The sequence below is a fragment of the Agromyces sp. Marseille-P2726 genome (genome assembly GCF_902809835.1).
Classification (GTDB): Bacteria; Actinomycetota; Actinomycetes; order Actinomycetales; family Microbacteriaceae; genus Agromyces.
On record NZ_CADDWM010000012.1, the window covers coordinates 140,394 to 159,558 of the forward strand.

The following is a 19,165-nucleotide window of genomic DNA, read 5'->3' on the forward strand; positions in this document are numbered from 1 at the left end:
CCCTACTGATCGGAGAGCTTCCAGACCGTCGCGGTGAACTGTCCGGCGTTGCCCTCGAGGTGCGTGTCGTCGTTGACGCCCAGCTTCAGTTCGCTCCGGCTGGGGCAGGTGTAGGTCCCGTTGCTCCCGACCAGCTCGAGCGTGTTCGACCCTCGCACGCCCACGAGGAGGGCGGCGAGCGGGTAGTCGGGGTAGGGCGCCTGCTCGATGACGGCTTCGAGGCCGTCGGGCCCGACCGCTGCGCCCTCGTGGAGCGAGCCGTCCGCCTTCGCCGTGATGCGATACTCGTCGCCGATGTCGCAGACCACCTGCGTGTACGTCCAGTCGTAGTCCGTGAGGAACACCGCCTCCTGCTTCACGAACTCGCCCGCGGATGCTGCGTTCGCCGGCTGCCCGGTGAGCTCATCGGCATCGACCGGCTGGCCGGTGGAGCCCGTCAGGATCTGCTCGACGGCCGGGGGCCGGACCAGCGCGACGGTCGTGATGGCGCCCGCGATGGCGAGGGCCGCGATGGCGCTCACGACGAGCCATGGCGTCCAGCGCGACGGCGGCGTCGCGGCGGGAGTCGGTCTCGACGCGGGTGGCATCGGCGGGCGAGTGGGTGGCCGAGCCGCGGCCGAACCGGCGCGGCGCCCAGTGCTCCCCCGTGCCGGCTGCGTCCCCGTGGGCTTGGTCCACCATGGAGCCTCGGTCACGTCCTCGGCGTTCGGCGGTTGCGGCGAGGCCCAGCGGAACGGAGCCGCAAGCGCCTCGGTCGGGGCATCCGTCGATGCCGCCATCGGAGCCACGTCGAACAGCTTCGCGTCTTCACCGCGGAGGTACAGCACCGGGGTGACCCACTCGAGCGTTCCCCGGCCCATTCCGAGGATCCCGATGCGACCGCTGCGCACCGCCTCGTCGATGCCCCTGCCGTGCGAGAGGGCCGTGTAGAAGCCCCGCGCGAACTCGATGGCGGCGTCGTCACTGATCGAGAACTGCATGGCGGCGACGGCCCGGATGCCGCTGTGCGCGAGCGCCGCGGCGGTGCCGGAGAAGAGATCGCTCGTGCCGCCCGCGCCCGACTGGCACGAGTTGAGCACGACGAGACGGGGGGTGGGTTCGGCCTCGTCGAGCAGGTCCGCGAGGCTCGACGCGGTGACGTAGTCCGCTCGGCCGTCGCGGCCGACGAAGGCGAGCACCCCTTCATCGGTCTCGACGTCGTAGGTGCCATGGCCGACGAAGTGCAGCACATGCCACGGATCCTCGAGCAGCTTGCCGTGCACGCCCGTCCAGGTCACGTCGTCCAGCCACTCGAGCACCACCCGCCCCGATTCGAGGTGCGGTCGTAGCGCCTCCTCGAGTCGTTCCCGCTCGCCGTCGACATCGAGGGCGGGCAGACCACGCGGCGACGCGATCATGCCGAGCACTCGCATCGGCGGTTCGATCGAGAGCGTGGCGGGGGAGTGCGGGGCCGGCACTTGTCGCACGAGAGGCTCCTTGCGGCAGAGGTAGATGCCGGCCTCCTCGTCGAAGAGCGCCTCCCACGGCAGGGCGGCGAGGCCCGGTGCCGTGAGCCGCAGGGCGATCTGAACGCCCGTTCCGCGTTCCGATGCGACCGCCATGCTGGTGCGGTAGGCGGTGCGGATGTCGCCGCTGAAGGCGGAGTCGAACAGGCGCCGGCCGACGTCCCGCAGGACCGCCTCCGTGTCGGAGATGACTCGGCGGGCGGACACCGACGACGAGAGCACGGTGGCCTCCAGGAGCGGCCGCCGCTCGATGAGATCGTCGAAGTCGAGCGTGACCGTCTGCGACGGCTCGCCGCCACCCACCGACCTCAGCACGTGCACCACGTAGGAGCCCGGTTCGGGGCCGGGCCCGACCTCCAACCCCAGCACGGTGTTCATGCGCGGATCCTTGCGCGGGAGTGGCGGTGCGCCAACGGGGCAGACACTGGAATCGAGCTCGGTGCCAATCCCGACTCCATCAGGAACGCGTCCTGCCGCATGATTCCCCCCGGAACCGCCTGCATGCGCACAGACGTGCGGTCAGCTCTCAGGGTACTCCCGATTCCGCGCCCACGGACAGCTCGGCGTGCCCTCGGATCAGCTGCGCAGCACGACGTTGAGCGGCTCCTCGCCGTGCAGCATCCGCTCGATCTGCTGTCGCAGCAGGCGCGCCATGCGGGGCATCATGGCGGTGGACGCTCCGCCGACGTGCGGCGAGATGAGCACGTTGGGCAGCGCGAACAGCGGATGCCCGTCGGGCAGCGGCTCGGGGTCGGTCACGTCGAGGGCGAAGCGCAGCCGACCGGATGCCGCTTCAGCGACGATCGCGTCGGTGTCGGCGACCTTGCCCCGAGCGATGTTGACCACGAGGGCTCCGTCGGGCAGCGCGGCGAGGAAGCCGGCGTCGACGAGTCGGGTGGTGGATTCGGTGAGCGGAACCCCGATGATCACGATCTCGGCGTCGGGCAGCAGCTGCGGGAGCTCGTCGATGCCGTGGATGCGACCGGCCCGATCGAGGCGGGCGCGACTCGCGACCCGCGTGACGTCGGCCTCGAAGGATACGAGGCGCTCTTCGATGGCTCGCCCCACGCCGCCGAACCCGACGAGCAGCACCCGGCGGTCGGCGAGGCTGGCGTGCCGTGCGGGCGCCCAGCGGCCCTGGGATGCGGCGCGCACGAAGTCGGGGATGCCGCGCTGCGAGGCGAGCACCAGGGCGAGCGTGAGCTCGGCGGTGGAGGTCTCGTGCACGGTCGCCGCGTTGGCGAAGACGTGCCCGGGCGGGAGGGCGCCCGCAACGTCGTCGTAGCCGATCGACTGCGATTGGATGAGCCGCGTCGTCACCCCTGCGAGGGCGGGCAGGTGCCGCGCCTGGCCCATGTACGGCGGGACGACGATGTCGATGTGGGGTGCCGGCGCTGGGGTCTCGAGGTTCCAGACCACGACGTCGACGCCGTCGGGTGTGGGGCCGAGGGCGTCGCGCAGGGTCGCGCCGGGCACGGAGATCAGCAGCGGGGCATCCGTCATCATCCGATCCTCTCAGAACGGGTCACTGCTAGCTTTTCGACATGGAGGACATGCGGGCCGGCGATGCCGTGCCCGAGCGGCGGCCGGCGGCATCCGCTCGGCATGAGCGTCGTCGGGACTGGGGTGACCGGCAGGCCGCGACGGTGTTGGCGCAGGCGCTGAAGGAGCGCGTCTACGCCACGTTCACCGGGCTCGCGATCGTGCTCGTGCTGCGAGCCCACGATCCCACACCGCAGCAGGCGACGTTCTCCCTCGTCATCGGCGTGCTCGGCATCACGGTTGCAGGGTTCGTCGCCGAGGTGATCGCTCACCTCGCCGCCCACGCATCGCTACCCGACGGTGAGGAGCTCGGCCGGATGTTCCGCGTCGCGAGCGGTGCATTCGCCTCGGTCGGCATTCCGGTCGTGCTGCTCCTCTGCTCGTGGCCGGGCTGGATCAGTCTCGCGACCGCCCTCGCCGTAGCGACGTGGGTGTACCTCGGCACCCTCGCCCTCATCGGCTGGGCGGCCGTGCGTCGCACGAAGCTCGTGTGGTGGCAACAGCTGCTCGCGCTCGTCGCCCTCGTCGTGCTCGGCGGCATCGTGATCGTGCTGCAGCTGCTCGCGCACTCGTGATCCGAGCGCTCAGCGGCAGCCCGTCGGGTCGTAGCGGGTCGGGGGGAATGCCGAAGCGACGATCGACCGCAGAGACTCCAGGTCGCCGCCGGCGAAGCCCTGCGCGCGGGCCTGCACGAGCACGTTGCCGATCGCGGTCGCCTCGACCGGTCCGGCGAGCACCGGCAGCCCCGACCGATCGGCCGTGCGCTGGCAGAGGAGCGCGTTGAGCGCGCCCCCGCCCACGATATGGATCGTCTCGACGTCGACCGTCGAGAGCAGCGACGCGGTGCGGACGGCCTGCGCGAACGCCTCGGCCAGGCTCTCGATGATGGAACGGGTGAACTCGGCGCGGGTCCCGGGCGCCGCGACCTCGTGCTCGACGCACCACTCCGCGATGCGGCTCGGAAGGTCGCCCGGAGCGAGGAAGCGCGGGTCGTTGGCATCGAACACCGGCACCGGAGCGGTGACGGATGCGGCGGCAGCGAGCAGTTCGGAAAGGTCGATCGGGTCGCCGCTGCGCTCCCACCACCGCACCGACTCCGACAGCAGCCAGAGCCCCATCACGTTGTGCAGGAACCGGACCCGACCGTCGACACCGCCCTCGTTCGTGAAGTTCGCGTCGCGCGCGGCATCCGACGTCACCGGATGCCCCAGCTCCACGCCGACGAGGCCCCACGTGCCGCATGAGATGTACGCGGCCGACTCGGCGCGCATCGGCACGGCGACGACCGCGGATGCGGTGTCGTGGGATCCGACCGCCACGAGCTCGATGCCCGACGGGGCCGCGAGGTCCGCGGCGATGCCGGCGCGGAGCCCGCCGACCGTCTCGCCGGGGCTGACGAGCGGCTCGAAGAGGGAGGCGCTGAAGCCGAGCCGCTCGATGAGGTCGTCGTCCCATTCGCGCGATTCCACGCCGAGGAGCCCGGTGGTGGATGCGTTCGTGCGCTCCGTCAGCCGCGCCCCCGAGAGCTGGAACGCGATGGCGTCGGGCACGAGCAGGAGGGAATCCGCGGCGTCGAGGCATCCGCTCGGGGATTCCTGCTCGGCGGCGAGCTGGTAGAGCGTGTTGAACGGGAGGAACTGCAGGCCGTTTCGGTGATACAGCTCGGCGAACGGAACCGTCCGATGCACGCGGTCGACGCCCGTCGCCGTGCGCTCGTCACGGTAGTGGAAGGGCTCGCCGAGCACGCGGTCGCCTCGCAGGAGGACGTAGTCGACGGCCCACGAGTCGACGCCGATCGATGCGACGGTCGGCGCGCGGCGGACGGCATCGGCGAGTCCGTTCAGCACGTCGCGGAAGAGGCCCGTGAGGTCCCAGTGCAGGCCGGAGGCGAGGCGCACCGGCCCGTTCGGGAAGCGGGCGACGGGCTCGAGTTCGAGGGAGCCCGTCCGGCCGTCGACGTGGCCGAGGATCACCCGCCCGCTCGTCGCGCCGAGGTCGACCGCGGCGACAGCCCCGCCGCTCATCGGAGGACCTCGGTCGTCGAGGAGCGCCGCCGGAGGCGACGCGTATCGAGACGGGGTGCCATGGTCTCGATACGCGTCCGGCTGCGCCGGGCGCTACTCGACCACCGGGAGGCGGTCATCGCAGGAAGGCTGCGGCGACGCCCGCGTCGACCGGGACGTGCAGCCCGGTGGTGTGGCTGAGCTCGGGGCCGGTGAGCACGAACACCGCGTTCGCGACGTTCTCGGGCAGCACCTCGCGTTTCAGGATGGTGCGCTGCGCGTAGAACTCACCCAGGTCCTCCTCGGGGATCCCATACGTCTTCGCCCGATTCGCGCCCCAGCCCGACGCGAAGATGCCGGAGCCGCGCACCACGCCGTCGGGGTTGATGCCGTTGACCTTGATGCCGTATTCCCCGAGCTCGACCGCGAGCAGCCGCACCTGGTGCGCCTGGTCGGCCTTCGTCGCCGAGTACGCGATGTTGTTCGGGCCGGCGAACAGCGAGTTCTTCGACGCGATGTACACGATGTCGCCGCCGAGGCCCTGCTCGATGAGCACCTTCGCCGCGGCCTTCGACACGAGGAACGAGCCCTTCGCCATGACGTCGTGCTGCAGATCCCAGTCGGCCTCGGTGGTCTCGAGCAGCGGCTTCGACAGCGAGAGGCCCGCGTTGTTCACCACGAGGTCGAGGCCGCCGAAGGCGAGCACCGCGTCGTCGATCGCGCGCTGGACTGCTCCGGCATCCGTCACGTCCGCCTGGACCCCGATCGCGACATCCGCGGTTCCGAGCTCGGCAGCGGCGGCCTGGGCCTTCTCGAGGTCGAGGTCGGCGATGACGACGCAGGCGCCCTCCGCGGCGAGGCGGGTGGCGATGGCCTTGCCGATGCCGGATGCCGCGCCGGTCACGAGGCTCACACGGGTTGCGTGCGTCTTGGGCTTCGGCATGCGCTGGAGCTTGGCCTCCTCGAGTGCCCAGTACTCGATGCGGAACTTCTCCTCGTCGGAGATCGGCGCGTACGTCGACAGCGCCTCGGCGCCGCGCATCACGTTGATCGCGTTCACGTAGAACTCACCGGCGACGCGCGCGGTCTGCTTGTTCTGGCCGAACGAGAACATGCCCACGCCGGGCACGAGCACGATCGCCGGGTCGGCGCCGCGGATCGCGGGAGAGTCGGGCGTCGCGTGCGCGTCGTAGTATGCCCGGTAGTCGGCGCGGTACTGCGCGTGCAGCTCCTTCAGGCGCGCGATGGAGTCCTCGACACTTGCGGAAGCGGGGAGGTCGAGCACGAGCGGCTTCACCTTCGTGCGCAGGAAGTGATCGGGGCAGCTCGTGCCGAGCGCGGCGAGCGGCTGCAGCTTCTCACGGCTCAGGAACTCCAGCACCACGTCGGCGTCGGTGAAGTGCCCGACCTGCGGCTTGTCGTACGACGCGAGCCCGCGGATGGTCGGCGCGAGCGCGGCCACCTTGGCCCGGCGCTCGGCTTCGGGCAGCGGCTCGTGACCCGGCACGACGGCCCCGAACGGGTCGGCCTTGCCATGCTCGGCGATGTACGCCGCGGCGGTGTCGATGATCCAGAGGGAGTTCTTCTCGGACTCCTCCGACGTGTCGCCCCACGCGGTGATGCCGTGGCCGCCGAGGATGCAGCCGATCGCCTGCGGGTTCCGCGCCTTGATCTCGGCGATGTCGAGGCCGAGCTGGAAGCCGGGGCGGCGCCACGGAACCCAGACGACCTCGTCGCCGAAGATCTTCCGCGTGAGCTCCTCCCCGTCGGCGGACGTCGCGATCGCGATGCCCGAGTCGGGGTGCAGGTGGTCGACGTGCGCCGCGTCGACGAGGCCGTGCATGGCGGTGTCGATCGACGGCGCCGCGCCGCCCTTGCCGTGCAGCGTGTAATCGAACGCGGCGACCATCTCATCCTCGCGATCGACCCCGGGATAGACCTTCACGAGGTCGCGCAGCCGGTCGAGGCGCAGCACCGCGAGCCCCTGCTCGGTGAGCGTGCCGAGGTCGCCTCCCGAGCCCTTCACCCACAGCAGCTCGACGGGCTGGCCCGTGACGGGGTCGACGTCGGTGCCCTTCGCCGACGTGTTGCCGCCGGCGTAGTTCGTGTTCCTGGGGTCGGCGCCGAGGCGGTTCGACCGCGCGATGAGGTCGGCGGCTGCCTGGTTCGTCATCTCACGCCCCCCAACTCGCCTGCACGCCGCCGACGCGTTCCTCGACGATGCGCTGCAGGTAGCCGGATGCCGCGAACGCGGCCATCGGGTCGGCGGGCAGGCCGCGCGACTCGCGCCACTCGGCGAGGGCGGGCCGCACGTCGGTGTAGAAGGCGTCCATGAAGATGCGGTTGGCCTCGAGCACGTCGCCCGAGACCTGCGCAGCACGCAGCGCAGCCGTGTCGACGAGCAGCGCCCGTGCGGTCATCTCCTGCACGTTGAGCACCGAGCGGATCTGGCCCGGGATCTTGTCCTCGACGTTGTGGCACTGGTCGAGCATGAATGCCACGTCGGGGTGGTTGAAGCCGCCGCCTCGGATCACCTCGAAGATGATGCGGAACAGCTGGAAGGGGTCGGCCGCCCCGACGATGAGGTCGTCGTCGGCGTAGAACCGCGAGTTGAAGTCGAACGAGCCGAGCTTGCCGAGGCGCAGCAGCTGCATGACGATGAACTCGATGTTGGTGCCGGGCGCGTGGTGGCCCGTGTCGAGGCAGACCATGGCCTTGTCGCCGAGCGCGGCGACCTGGGCGTAGCTCGTGCCCCAGTCGGGCACGTCGGTGTGGTAGAACGCCGGCTCGAAGAGCTTGTACTCGAGCACGAGGCGCTGGTCGTCGCCGAGGCGCGCGTAGATCGCCTGCAGCGACTCGTGAAGCCGGTCCTGCCTGCCGCGCAGGTCGGCCTGGCCGGGGTAGTTCGACCCCTCGGCGAGCCAGATCTTGAGGTCGCGGCTGCCGGTCGCATGCATGATGTCGATGCACTCGAAGTGGTGGTCGATGGCCTTCTGCCGCACGGCCGCGTCTTCGTGCGTGAGGGCGCCGAACTTGTAGTCGTCGTCCTGGAAGGTGTTCGAGTTGATGGTGCCGAGGGCGACGCCGTGGTCCTCCGCGTGCTTCCGGAGGTCGTCGTACGAGTCGACCCGGTCCCACGGGATGTGCAGGGCGACGGTCGGCGCGAGCGCCGTGAACCGGTGGACCAGCGCGGCATCCGCGATCTTCTCGTAGGGATCGCGCGGCGTGCCCGGCGTCGCGAAGACCTTGAACCGGGTGCCCGAGTTGCCGAATGCCCAGGACGGCAGCTCGATGGACTGCAGCTCGAGCTGGGCGAGCACATCGCCCGGGAGGTTCGTCATGGTGGTTCTTCCTGTCATTGCGGTGGGTCGTCAGCGCTCGTCGGCGAGCCGCGCGAGCTGGTCTTCGAGGTGGAACACCTCGGTGAGTCGGAGGGCATCCTGGTCGGCGCGGCCGTCGAGGGCGACGAAGAACCCGGCCATCTCGCGCTCCCAGGCGGTGGTGCGGGCATCCTTCTCGAGCGCCCGCTGCGACGCCTGGTCGTCATCGGTCTCGTAGTACCCGATGAGCAGGCCGTCCTCACGGAGGAACAGCGAGTAATTGCTCCGACCGGATGCCTCGATCGCGGCCAGCATCGACGGCCACACGGCTTCGTGGCGGGCCCGGTACTCGTCGAGGCGCTCGGGCTTCACCTGCAACTGGAAGCACACTCGCTCCATCGGGGTCCTCCTTCGTCGTTCCCGAGGCCGGGACGGGTTCGGTTCGGTCGGCGGTGATCGGGCCCGGCCGGCGGCGTTCTCCGGCCGGGCCCGTGGCGACTAGAAGTCGAAGTCGCCGATGTTCTCCGCGTCGAACACGAACGGGTCGCCGAGCAGCACGACGCCGTCCGCTCCGACCTCGTAGTCGCCGAGCTTGCCGGCCGAGAAGGTGTCGCCCTCCTCGCCGGTGATCTCGCCCTCGATGAGCGCCTTGGCCGCATAGGCGGTGAGGTAGCCGAGGTCGGCCGGGTTCCACAGCGCGAACGCCGTGACCGTGCCGTCTTCCACGAACTCGCGCATCTGGTTCGGCGTGCCGAGGCCCGTCAGTGCGACGGTGCCCTTGAACGCCGACGTCGAGAGGTAGCGGGCCGCGGCGGCGATCCCGACCGTCGTCGGCGAGATGATGCCCTTGAGGTTGGGGTGCGTCTGCAGCAGCGCCGCCGTCTTGTCGAACGACGTCTGGTCGTCGTCGTCGCCGTAGACCGTCTCGACCAGCGTGATGTCGGGGTAGTCCGAGGCGAGGTACTCCTCCATTCGCTCGATCCACGCGTTCTGGTTGGTCGCGTTCGCCGAGGCCGAGAGGATCGCGATCTCGCCCGCGCCGCCGATCTGCTCGGCGATCAGGTCGACCTGCACCTTGGCGATGCCCTCGGCGTCGGCCTGGTTGATGAAGAGGTCACGGCAGTCGGGGTTGGTGTCCGAGTCGAAGGTCACGACCTTCACCCCTGCGTCGCGGGCCTCGTTGAGCGCGTCGCAGATCGCCTGGGGGTCGTTCGCCGATACCGCCAGAGCGCCCACGCCCTGCTGGGTCGCGGTGTTGATGTAGCTGACCTGCGCGTCGGGGCTCGCCTCGGCGGGCCCGACTTCGGCGAAGGTTCCCTCGAACTCGTCGATCGCCTCCTGGGCGCCGTCGGAGGACGTGTCGAAGTACGGGTTGCCGAGGTTCTTCGGCACGAACGTGATCGACAGGTCGCCGCCGCCCTCGCCGCCACCCTCGGTGCCGCCGGTGCCCGAATCGACGGCGCAGCCGGTGGCCAGGAGTGCAACGCTCACCGCGAGCGCGGTGAGGGCACCGGCGCGGTGCTTCTTGTAGGACATCTGTGTTCTTCCCTTCATCGGATGGGGTCGATGAGTGATTTCATCGACGCGTCGCGCGGCCCGGTCAGCCTGCTGTGGAAGCCTCGACGCGCGGCGTTCTCCCTGGCGACCTCCGGCGCTTGCGCAGCCAGGCCAGGAAGCTTGATGCCACCACCGACAGCACGAGAAGCACGCCGGTGATGATGTTGATGACGTCGGAGGTGACGTTCGCGAGGCGCAGCGCGCTCGCGAGCACCCCGATGAGCAGCACGCCCGCGATGACGCCGTGGATCGCCCCGCGTCCACCGAAGATCGACACCCCTCCGAGCAGCACCGCGGCGATCACCTGCAACTCGAGCCCGGTCGCGTTGTCGCCGCGCGCGCTGCCGTATCGGAGGGTGTAGTAGATGCCGGCCAGGGCGGACACCGTGCCGGTGAGCACGAAGAGGATGAACTTCGTGCGCTCCACCCTGACTCCCGAGAAGCGGGCCGCCTCGCTCGAGAGCCCGATCGAGTAGATGCCGCGCCCGAACGGCGTGAAGTGCAGCAGGACCGTGAACACGACGAGGAGCACGAGGAACAGGAAGAGCACCACGGGGATGTTCGTGTTGCCGACCCGGGCCTTCGCCAGATCGGTCCAGAACTCGGGGAAGTCGGTCACGGCGGTCGTGCCCAGCAGCCCCACCGCCAGGCCGCGGGAGAGGGCGAGGGGACCGATCGTCACCGCGAGCGACGGGAGCCCGACGACGGGGACGAGGAATCCGTTCACCGCGCCGCCGATCGCACCGACGAGGATCGCCACGATGGCGGCGACCTCGAACGGGAGGCCCGCCTGGGTGAGCACGCCGGTCAGCACGCTGGCGAGTCCCGCCATGCTGGCGACCGACAGGTCGATCTCGCCCGTGATGATCACGAGCGTCATGGGGAGCGCGATGAGCAGGATCGGCATGACATCGAGCAGGAGGAACGTGAGGGTGATCGGCTGGCCGAATCCCCTGACGGTCAGCGATGCGACGATGGTCACGATCACGAGCAGGGCGATGATCGCCATCTCGCGGGTGAGCAGGATCCGTTGCCACAGGGGGCGGTCGAAGTCCCGGTAGGTGCGCACGGTGGCGGTGTCGGTGGTGGTCGCGGTCATGACTCGTCCTCCCTCGCCTCGAGGAGCTTCCGTCTCTGCCGGAGCGCGAGGACGCGGTCGAGCACGATGGCACCGATGATGAGCGCGCCGACGACGGCGCGCTGCCAGAAGTCGGGAATGCCGAGGATCGGCAGAGCCCGGTTGATGGTGAGCAGCAGCCCGGCGCCGATGGCCGCACCCCAGACGGTGCCGCTCCCGCCGAAGATCGCGACACCGCCGATGACGGCCGCGCCGACGGCGTCGAGTTCCCATCCCGAACCCGCTTGGGAACTCACGGTTCCGTACCGGGCTGCGTAGAGCACACCCGCGAGCCCGGCGAGCGCCCCCGAGAGCACGAACGCGACGAGCAGTCGACGGGTGACCCGAAGCCCGTAGAGCTCAGCGGCGTCGGGGTCAGACCCGATCGCGTAGAACTCGCGCCCCGCTCGGCTGTTCTTCATGACCCAGCCGGCGACGATCAGCACGACGAGCGCGATGATCGTGAGGATCGGGATGAAGAGGACCTGGCCGGTGCCGAGGGCGAGGAAATCGCGTGGCAGATCCGATGCGTTCACCCGGTCGCCGCCCGCCCACAACACGTTGATGCCGCGATAGGCGTAGAGCGTACCGAGCGTGATGACGAGCGACGGCACCTTGGCGAAGGCGACGAGGGCGCCGTTCACGAGGCCGAGCACAGCGCCGAAGACGATGACGATGAGGAACACCGCGAGGGTCGGGATGCCCTGCAGGTCGATGAACAGCCGGCCCGTGAGGTAGGCCGAGAGCCCGAGGACTGAGCCGACCGACAGGTCGACGTTGCGGGTGATGATCACGATCGCCTGGCCCACCGCGAGCAGCACGAGGATCGACGGCGTCAGCAGCAGGTCGCGCCAGCCGTCGGCGCTGAACAGGAAGTTCGGGTTGGCGATGGTGGCCGCGAGGATCACGAGCAGCAGGGCGAGGAGGATGCCGAACTCGCGCACGGCGCTCACCGCGCGCAGGCGCTTGGTGACATCCGACCTCTCGATGGTGGGTGCGGTCACGACTGGGCTCCTGTCGCGTGGGTGGCGGCGAACATGACGTTCTCGGATGTCGCGTCCGCGCGATCGAGCTCGGCGGTGATGCGGCCCTCCCGCATGACGAGGACGCGGTCGGCCATGCCGAGCACCTCGGGAAGCTCCGACGAGATCATGAGGATGCCCATGCCGCGCCCCGCCAGCTCGGAGAGCAGGCGGTGCACCTCCGCCTTGGTGCCGACGTCGATGCCGCGGGTGGGCTCATCGATGATCAGCACCTTCGGTTCCGTCGCGAGCCACTTGCCGAGCACGACCTTCTGCTGATTGCCACCCGAGAGCGTGCCGGCGAGGGAGCTGAGGGCGTTCGTCTTCACTTCGAGCCGGCTCGCCCACAACCGCGCCGCCGCGTTCTCGGATCGGCCGGTGATGATGCCGGCCTTCGCGAGACGTTCCCGGATCGCGACGGTGAGGTTCCGGGCCACGGATGACTCGAGCACGAGCCCCTGGCGCCGTCGGTCTTCGGGCACGAGGGCGACGCCGCGTTCCATCGCCTCGGCGGGCTTGCGCTTGGGCAGCGACGTCCCGGTCACCCGGACGCTGCCCGAGTCGTAGCCGTCGACGCCGAAGATGGCCCGCGCCACCTCGCTTCGACCGGCGCCGACGAGGCCCGCGAGTCCGACGATCTCGCCGGACCGCACGGTGAGGTCGATGTCGTGGAAGATCCCGGCGCTCGTGAGTCCCTCGACCTCGAGCAGCGGAGGCCCGATTCGAGCGTCCAGCTTCGGGAACAGGTCGGTCACCTCGCGACCCACCATCTGGCGCACGATCGCGTCGACGCTCGTCTCGTGGATGGGGCTTGTGGCGATGTAGGCTCCGTCGCGCATCACGGTGACGGTGTCGCAGAGCGCGAACACCTCGTCGAAGCGGTGCGAGATGAAGACGAGCGCACGGCCTTCATCGCGAAGGCTCCGTGCGATGGCGAAGAGCCGATCGACCTCGACGCCCGAGAGTGCAGCGGTCGGCTCGTCCATGATGAGGAGCTTGGCGTCGAGCGAGACGGCCTTGGCGATCTCGATGACCTGCTGGTCGGCGATGGAGAGGCCCTCGGCGGGGCGGTCGGGATCGATTCGCACGGCCAGTCGCTGGAACAGGCGTTCGAGCTCGGCCCGCATGGCCGATCGGTCGATCCGGCCGAAGCGGTTCACCGGCTGTCGGCCCATGAAGACGTTCTCGGTGACCGAGAGGTCGGGGAAGAGCGTCGGCTCCTGGTAGATCACGGCGACGCCCGCGGCCTTCGATTCCGCCGTCGAGGTGAAGTCGACGTCCTCACCATCGAGGCGGAACTCGCCGCCGTCGCGCTGGTAGAGGCCGGCCACGATCTTCACGAGCGTCGACTTGCCGGCCCCGTTCTCGCCGACCAGGGCGTGGATGGAACCGCCATGCACGCTCAGGGTGCCGGAGCGGAGCGCGACGACCGACCCGAATTCCTTCCGGATGTCGCGCAGCTCGAGGACCGGAACGGCACCGGCCGGATTGCTCGTCATTGAACCTGCTCGCTTCTCGTGATCGCTTTCGAGGCCGCTGGTCGACGGTGGGAGTGAATCGATTCAAACGCCCTCGCGACGGCAAGGTTGCCACGGTTGGGCTTTCACGTCAAGCCGCGAGCGGCGACCGTGACCGAAACATCGCCGGAAGACGGCGCGGCGTCTGGCCACGGCGTATGAATCGTTTCACAATTCCGGGTACACTACGGTCATCCCGCGGTCAGACGTGGCGAACTCACCGCCACCCCGGGTTCGAAGGAGAGCAGCGCGTGGCAGTCAGCGTGCGGGATGTCGCAGCTGCGGCATCCGTGTCGGTCGGAACGGTCTCGAACGTGCTCAATCGACCCGACAAGGTCGCGCCGGCGACGGTCGCGCGCGTCACGGCCGCCATCGAGGAACTCGGATTCGTGCGGAACGACGCCGCCCGCCAGCTCAGGGCGGGCCGCAGCCGTTCGATCGGCCTGGTGGTGCTCGATGTTCGCAACCCCTTCTTCACCGATGTCGCCCGTGGTGCGGAGGACCGTGCCGCGGAGGAGGGCATGACGATCCTCGTCGGCAACAGCGACGAGAACTCCGATCGCGAAGGCTCCTACCTCGACCTCTTCGAGGAGCAGCGCGTGCACGGCGTGCTGATCTCGCCGCTGACCGATGACCTCCCTCGCCTCGAGCGGCTGCGCTCGCGGGGCACCCCGGTCGTGCTGGTGGATCGCGAGTCCGCCGACCGGCGATTCTCGTCGGTCGCCGTCGACGATGTCGCGGGGGGATCGCTCGCCGTCCGTCACCTCGTCGAGACGGGGCGACGTCGCATCGCGTTCGTCGGGGGGCCCCGGAGCATCCGCCAGGTCGTCGATCGCCTCGAGGGCGCCCGACTGGCCGCGGCCGATCACCCCGACGTGACGCTCGAGGTCGTCGAGACCGAATCCCTGACGGTGCTGCAGGGCCGTGCTGCGGGCGAGGCCATCCGTGCTCGGCCGGCATCCGAGAGACCCGACGCGATCTTCGCCGCCAACGACCTGCTCGCCGTGGGCGTGCTCCAGGGCCTGATGATCCAGGGAGGGGTGCGCGTTCCCGAGGAGATCGCCCTCATCGGCTACGACGACATCGACTTCGCCTCCGCCACCGTCGTACCGCTCTCCTCCATCCGGCAGCCCGCCTCGCTCATCGGCTACACCGCGGTCGACCTGCTGCTCAAGGAGGCGTCACTCGGCGACGACTTCGAACGCGATCACGTCGTCTTCCAGCCCGAGCTCGTGGTGCGGGATTCGACTCGCCCACGAATCGGAGCCTGACGCATCCGCTCCGCTCGCGCGCCCGCCCGCCGTCACACGGGCAGACGCTCAGCAGCCGCTGGGTATTGTGGAGGCGCGGCGCGGCCCGACCCGCGTCGGATTCCCCCCTTCGGATCCGGAGACCCACCAGTGAGCCCTCGAACCACGATCGAAGACGTCTATGCCCAGATCCTCGCGCGAAATCCCGGTGAGCCCGAGTTCCACCAGGCCGTGCGCGAGGTCTTCGGTTCGCTCGACCGTGTGCTCGAGAAGCGCCCCGAGTACACCGAGGCGTCGATCCTCGAGCGCATCTGCGAGCCCGAGCGGCAGATCATCTTCCGGGTGCCCTGGCTCGATGATGCCGGCCGGGTCCAGATCAACCGCGGTTTCCGGGTGCAGTACAACTCCGCCCTCGGCCCGTACAAGGGCGGCCTGCGCTTCCATCCGAGCGTGCTGCTCGGCACGGTGAAGTTCCTCGGCTTCGAGCAGATCTTCAAGAACGCCCTGACGGGCATGCCGATCGGTGGCGGCAAGGGCGGCAGCGACTTCGACCCCAAGGGCCGGTCGGATGCCGAGGTGATGCGGTTCTGTCAGTCGTTCATGACCGAGGCCTACCGGCACATCGGCGAGTACACCGACGTGCCGGCGGGCGACATCGGCGTCGGCGCGCGCGAGATCGGATACCTCTTCGGCCAGTACAAGCGCATCACGAACTCGTACGAGTCGGGCGTGCTCACCGGCAAGGGCGTGACCTGGGGCGGCTCGCTCGTGCGCACCGAAGCCACGGGCTATGGAGCCGTGTACTTCACGCAGCACATGCTCGCGACGCGTGGACAGTCGTTCGACGGTGCCCGCGTGCTCGTGTCGGGCTCGGGCAACGTCGCCATCTACGCGATCGAGAAGGTGCAGTCCCTCGGCGGCATCGTCGTGGGAGCATCCGATTCCTCAGGTGCGGTGCACGATCCCGACGGCATCGACCTCGAACTCCTGCGCGACGTGAAGGAGCGGCGTCGCGACCGCATCGAGGTGTACGCGACCGAGCGCGGCGGCCGGGCCAGGTTCGTGCCCGGGGCATCCGTCTGGGATCTCGACGGCGATGAATCGGTTCAGGTCGCGCTGCCGTGCGCGACGCAGAACGAGCTGGGCGAGGAACACGCACGCACGCTCGTGGCCAACGGACTGGTCGCCGTCGCCGAGGGGGCGAACATGCCCGCGACGCCCGGCGCGATCCGGATCTTCCGGCAGGCGGGTGTGCTCTTCGGTCCGGGCAAGGCCGCGAACGCCGGTGGCGTCGCGACGTCGGCGCTCGAGATGCAGCAGAACGCGTCGCGCGATTCCTGGGGCTTCGAGCACACCGAGGAACGTCTCGCCGAGATCATGGCCGGCATCCACGAGCGCACCGCCGAAACGGCGGAGGAGTACGGCGTGCCGGGCGACTACACCGTCGGGGCGAACATCGCGGGCTTCATCCGCGTCGCCGATGCGATGCTCGCGCTCGGCGTCATCTAGCGGCGGGATGCCGCAGCCTGCGTTCCCGCGTTCGGCGTGACGTCCGGAAGTCGGCACTTGAATCCGGGGCGCGACGGGCGCAGAGTGGAGGGAGCGATGGAGGTCTCCAATGCGTCACGCAACGGTTTCCACGGATGTCATGCCGATCCTGTCCCCGGGCAGGCACCGCTCGCCACGGCGCGGTGCGTGCTTCATGGAGTTCGCGTCGTACCTCGCAGGTGAACGCTGGAGCGACCACCCCGCGTGTACGCACGGCACCCTCGCTCACATGGCGCGGTTGGTGAACGACCTGACGCGCGACGCCGGCCGAGCCCGGCTCACGCCCCTCATCCCGACGGTCATCGGGCTGACGAGCGACGACCCGCTGCTCGACGTCCTGCTGGCCGTTCGGGCCGCGAGTGCCGCGGTGCCGATCGCCGCCGAGGAGCGCCAGCGGTCGCAGGCCGTGGGTCTGCGTGTGGCCATCTCCGTGCTCGCCGAACGAGACGACCCGCGTGCTGCAGACGCCATCGAGTCGGCACGGGCCGCGCTCCGCACTGCCCCAGCTGCCGACGCCTGGGCTGCCGGGTTCATCGAGCGGATCGGTCCGCTGCGCCGTCCGGGCATGAACGTCCAGCAGTGCAGGGACATCGTGACGGGCGCCGTCGACGGGATCGCTCGCGCGTGCGTCGCCGACGCCGATGATCGGCTCGTCGCGCTGCTCACGGACGCCGTGTCGGACACGGCTCGATTCGTGGGCGCAGCCCCGGCGGAAGCGGTTCCCGCCCCCGCGGACCTTCCCGTCGCCCGCTAGGGTTCGCCGGGCAGCGGTCCGGGCGCGAGCTCGCGGGCGCCCTGTCGCTCACCGCCGGGGAAGCGGGATCGGCGTGGTGAGCGCGACCTCCTCCGAGAAGTCGGCCGGCTCGAGACGCTCCGCGGCCTGAACTGGCTCGGCGGGCTCGGCTCGCTCGTGGCGCACGATGTCGCCCGGACGCGTCGGGTCGACCGCGAGCGCCGCGGTCGGGGCATCCGCGAATCGCACCGCCGGACGCCAACGCGCGACGGGATGCCGGCCCACCCGCATGCCGCGAGCGACGACGAGCCACCCGAGGCCGATCAGCGCGGCGACCGCGGCAGCCACGGACGCGACGCCCAGGCCCCACCGCGGCCCCAGCGCGTCGACCACCGCACCGACGATGGGGGCACCGATCGGCGTGCCACCCATCATGACCGCCATGTACAGGGCGAGCACCCGCCCGCGCAGGCCGCTCTCGGTCGTCGTCTGCACGTACCCGTTCGCCGTCGTGAGGATGGTCACCGTGGCGAACCCGAGCAGGATCGTCGACGCGGCGAAGGTCCAGAACGTCGGCATCAACGCGGCGATGAGCGCTGCCGCAGCGAAGAATCCGGATGCCGCGATGATCACGCGCATGCGGGCCCGCTCGCGTCGTGCGGCGAGCAGCGCGCCGGTGAGCGAGCCGATCGCGAGGATCGACGAGAGCAGGCCGTACTCGCCGGCGCCCCGGCCGAACTCGACCGCCATCGTGGAGGCGAAGATCGGGAAGTTCATGCCGAATGCGCCGATGAGGAAGACGATCACGAAGACGACGACGAGGTCGGGCCGGCTCGAGACGTAGCGGAACCCCGCGACGAACTGGCCGCGGGCGCGTGGAGCTCGCGGCATCCGATGCAATTGATCACGGCGCAGCATCGCCAGGGCGGCGAGCATCGCGACGAACGTGAGGGCGTTGAGCACGAAGACCCAGCCCGAGCCCACCAGCACGATGAGCACGCCCGCAACGGCCGGACCGATCAACCGTGCGGTGTTGAACGAGGCTGAGTTCAGCGCGACCGCGTTCGACATGTTGGAGCCTGAGACGAGGTCGGAGACGAACGCCTGGCGTACCGGCGTATCGACGGCGTTGACGAGCCCGAGCAGCAGGGCGAACACGTAGAGGTGCCACAGCTCGGCGTGGCCGAACACGAGCAGCAGGCCGAGCGCCAGGCCGAGCAGGCCGAGGGTGCTCTGCGTGCCGAAGAGGATCTTGCGGCGGTCGAAGCGGTCGGCGATGAGGCCGGTGACGGGTACGAGCACCAGCTGCGGCGCGAACTGCAGGGCCATCGTGATTCCGACGGCGAGCGCGTCGTTGGCGGTGAGCTCGGTCAGCACCACCCAGTTCTGGGCGGTGGCCTGCATCCAGGTGCCGACGTTCGAGACGAGGGCGCCGATGAACCAGATGCGGTAGTTGCGGGTCGCAAGGGAGCGGAACATGGCACTCACTGGTCGATGATCCTCCCGAGGATGGTCGTGGCGTCGGCGAGCGTCTCTCGCTCGGCGGGGGTGAGCGCGGCGAATCGCTTGGCGAGCCAGGCGTCGCGACGACGACGGGTCTCTCGGATGATCGCCTCGCCCGATTCGGTGGTCGAGACGAGCACCTTGCGTCCGTCATCGGGTGCGGTGGCACGCGTCGCGTAGCCGGCGTCGACCAGGCAGTTCACCGTGCGATTCATCGACGGTGCCGTCACCCGCTCGAGGTCGGCCAGGCGGCCGATCGTGAGCGGGCCCTCGCTCGAGATCCAGCCGAGGGTCGAGAACTGCGAGGCGCTGAGCTCGGTCTCGGTGCGCTCCTGCCGGAGTCGCCGGGCCAGCCGCATGATCGCGATGCGCAGCTCGCTGCTCTGTTCGGCGAGGGTCGGACGTCGAGCGGATGTTGCGGGGGAAGACCCTGGGGACAGAGTTGTGTGTGCGACATCCGTCATGATGCTTAGTCTAACAAATTAGTTAGCCTAAGCATTACCCTCGGGCAGGCCGCGACCCTGAACGCCGCGAAGGCCCGCCCCGCG

16 protein-coding genes are annotated in these 19,165 nt (G+C 69.8%); 4 read left to right on the forward strand and 12 right to left on the reverse strand.

The features are described 5' to 3' along the window. Nucleotides 1-2: 2 nt before the first annotated feature. Together HUS56_RS06930 and HUS56_RS06935 are read right to left on the reverse strand one after the other, a co-directional pair. Nucleotides 3-1,883: a CHAT domain-containing protein gene (locus HUS56_RS06930; protein ID WP_173922669.1), complete on the reverse strand. Its 1,881-nt coding sequence runs from the start codon at nt 1,881-1,883 to the stop codon at nt 3-5. A gap of 198 nt (nt 1,884-2,081) precedes the next feature. Beyond that, nucleotides 2,082-3,011, reverse strand: coding sequence for a 2-hydroxyacid dehydrogenase (locus HUS56_RS06935; RefSeq protein ID WP_371808299.1), 930 nt, complete (start codon nt 3,009-3,011; stop codon nt 2,082-2,084). A 38-nt stretch (nt 3,012-3,049) separates the two neighbouring features. Here HUS56_RS06935 and HUS56_RS06940 point away from each other — a divergent pair, with 38 nt between their 5' ends. Further along, the gene (locus tag HUS56_RS06940; RefSeq protein WP_173922671.1) at nt 3,050-3,622 is read left to right on the forward strand and encodes a hypothetical protein; all 573 of its coding nucleotides are present in this window, start codon (nt 3,050-3,052) and stop codon (nt 3,620-3,622) included. Nucleotides 3,623-3,631: 9 nt separating this feature from the next. On the opposite strand, the gene HUS56_RS06945 is transcribed toward HUS56_RS06940, so the two are convergent. The 8 genes from HUS56_RS06945 to HUS56_RS06980 form a co-directional block, all read right to left on the reverse strand. Next, on the reverse strand, nt 3,632-5,071 hold the full coding sequence (locus HUS56_RS06945; protein WP_173922672.1) for a rhamnulokinase family protein: 1,440 nt from the start codon (nt 5,069-5,071) through the stop codon (nt 3,632-3,634). Between the two features lie 115 nt (nt 5,072-5,186). Next, entirely contained in the window at nt 5,187-7,223 is a 2,037-nt protein-coding gene (locus HUS56_RS06950; RefSeq protein WP_173922673.1) for a bifunctional aldolase/short-chain dehydrogenase, read from the reverse strand. Between the two features lies 1 nt (nt 7,224). Further along, on the reverse strand, nt 7,225-8,391 hold the full coding sequence (rhaI, locus tag HUS56_RS06955) for an L-rhamnose isomerase (RefSeq protein ID WP_173922674.1): 1,167 nt from the start codon (nt 8,389-8,391) through the stop codon (nt 7,225-7,227). Nucleotides 8,392-8,421: 30 nt separating this feature from the next. Further along, nucleotides 8,422-8,769: an L-rhamnose mutarotase gene (locus HUS56_RS06960; RefSeq protein ID WP_173922675.1), complete on the reverse strand. Its 348-nt coding sequence runs from the start codon at nt 8,767-8,769 to the stop codon at nt 8,422-8,424. A gap of 99 nt (nt 8,770-8,868) precedes the next feature. Beyond that, on the reverse strand, nt 8,869-9,906 hold the full coding sequence (gene rhaS, locus HUS56_RS06965) for a rhamnose ABC transporter substrate-binding protein (protein ID WP_173922676.1): 1,038 nt from the start codon (nt 9,904-9,906) through the stop codon (nt 8,869-8,871). A gap of 64 nt (nt 9,907-9,970) precedes the next feature. Further along, nucleotides 9,971-11,026: an ABC transporter permease gene (locus tag HUS56_RS06970; RefSeq protein WP_173922677.1), complete on the reverse strand. Its 1,056-nt coding sequence runs from the start codon at nt 11,024-11,026 to the stop codon at nt 9,971-9,973. Beyond that, nucleotides 11,023-12,048: an ABC transporter permease gene (locus HUS56_RS06975; protein ID WP_173922678.1), complete on the reverse strand. Its 1,026-nt coding sequence runs from the start codon at nt 12,046-12,048 to the stop codon at nt 11,023-11,025. Before HUS56_RS06975 ends, HUS56_RS06970 begins: the two co-directional genes overlap by 4 nt. Continuing rightward, a complete protein-coding gene (locus tag HUS56_RS06980) occupies nt 12,045-13,565 on the reverse strand; it encodes a sugar ABC transporter ATP-binding protein (protein WP_173922679.1) in 1,521 nt (506 codons plus the stop codon). Before HUS56_RS06980 ends, HUS56_RS06975 begins: the two co-directional genes overlap by 4 nt. Before the next feature lie 269 nt (nt 13,566-13,834). Here HUS56_RS06980 and HUS56_RS06985 point away from each other — a divergent pair, with 269 nt between their 5' ends. From HUS56_RS06985 to HUS56_RS06995, 3 genes are all read left to right on the forward strand, one after another. Continuing rightward, complete coding sequence (locus HUS56_RS06985) at nt 13,835-14,854, forward strand: LacI family DNA-binding transcriptional regulator (RefSeq protein WP_217423956.1); 1,020 nt, start codon at nt 13,835-13,837, stop codon at nt 14,852-14,854. Between the two features lie 129 nt (nt 14,855-14,983). Continuing rightward, nucleotides 14,984-16,342 carry an NADP-specific glutamate dehydrogenase gene (gdhA, locus tag HUS56_RS06990; protein ID WP_173922681.1) on the forward strand — a complete coding sequence of 453 codons (1,359 nt, stop codon included), beginning with the start codon at nt 14,984-14,986 and terminating at the stop codon, nt 16,340-16,342. A 268-nt stretch (nt 16,343-16,610) separates the two neighbouring features. Further along, on the forward strand, nt 16,611-17,135 hold the full coding sequence (locus HUS56_RS06995; protein WP_217423957.1) for a hypothetical protein: 525 nt from the start codon (nt 16,611-16,613) through the stop codon (nt 17,133-17,135). A 48-nt stretch (nt 17,136-17,183) separates the two neighbouring features. On the opposite strand, the gene HUS56_RS07000 is transcribed toward HUS56_RS06995, so the two are convergent. Both HUS56_RS07000 and HUS56_RS07005 read right to left on the reverse strand, forming a co-directional pair. Continuing rightward, nucleotides 17,184-18,593, reverse strand: a complete 1,410-nt coding sequence (locus tag HUS56_RS07000) for an MFS transporter (protein ID WP_173922878.1) — start codon at nt 18,591-18,593, stop codon at nt 17,184-17,186. 5 nt (nt 18,594-18,598) lie between these two features. Beyond that, a complete protein-coding gene (locus HUS56_RS07005) occupies nt 18,599-19,081 on the reverse strand; it encodes a MarR family winged helix-turn-helix transcriptional regulator (protein ID WP_173922683.1) in 483 nt (160 codons plus the stop codon). Between the last annotated feature and the right edge of the window lie 84 nt (nt 19,082-19,165).

Coding starts and splice junctions, on each gene's coding strand:
- HUS56_RS06930 (WP_173922669.1), bottom strand. CDS start 1,883: ATGAACACCGTGCTGGGGTTGGAGGTCGGGCCCGGCCCCGAACCGGGC.
- HUS56_RS06935 (WP_371808299.1), bottom strand. CDS start 3,011: ATGATGACGGATGCCCCGCTGCTGATCTCCGTGCCCGGCGCGACCCTG.
- HUS56_RS06940 (WP_173922671.1), top strand. CDS start 3,050: ATGGAGGACATGCGGGCCGGCGATGCCGTGCCCGAGCGGCGGCCGGCG.
- HUS56_RS06945 (WP_173922672.1), bottom strand. CDS start 5,071: ATGAGCGGCGGGGCTGTCGCCGCGGTCGACCTCGGCGCGACGAGCGGG.
- HUS56_RS06950 (WP_173922673.1), bottom strand. CDS start 7,223: ATGACGAACCAGGCAGCCGCCGACCTCATCGCGCGGTCGAACCGCCTC.
- rhaI (WP_173922674.1), bottom strand. CDS start 8,391: ATGACGAACCTCCCGGGCGATGTGCTCGCCCAGCTCGAGCTGCAGTCC.
- HUS56_RS06960 (WP_173922675.1), bottom strand. CDS start 8,769: ATGGAGCGAGTGTGCTTCCAGTTGCAGGTGAAGCCCGAGCGCCTCGAC.
- rhaS (WP_173922676.1), bottom strand. CDS start 9,906: ATGTCCTACAAGAAGCACCGCGCCGGTGCCCTCACCGCGCTCGCGGTG.
- HUS56_RS06970 (WP_173922677.1), bottom strand. CDS start 11,026: ATGACCGCGACCACCACCGACACCGCCACCGTGCGCACCTACCGGGAC.
- HUS56_RS06980 (WP_173922679.1), bottom strand. CDS start 13,565: ATGACGAGCAATCCGGCCGGTGCCGTTCCGGTCCTCGAGCTGCGCGAC.
- HUS56_RS06995 (WP_217423957.1), top strand. CDS start 16,611: ATGGCGCGGTTGGTGAACGACCTGACGCGCGACGCCGGCCGAGCCCGG.
- HUS56_RS07000 (WP_173922878.1), bottom strand. CDS start 18,593: ATGTTCCGCTCCCTTGCGACCCGCAACTACCGCATCTGGTTCATCGGC.
- HUS56_RS07005 (WP_173922683.1), bottom strand. CDS start 19,081: ATGACGGATGTCGCACACACAACTCTGTCCCCAGGGTCTTCCCCCGCA.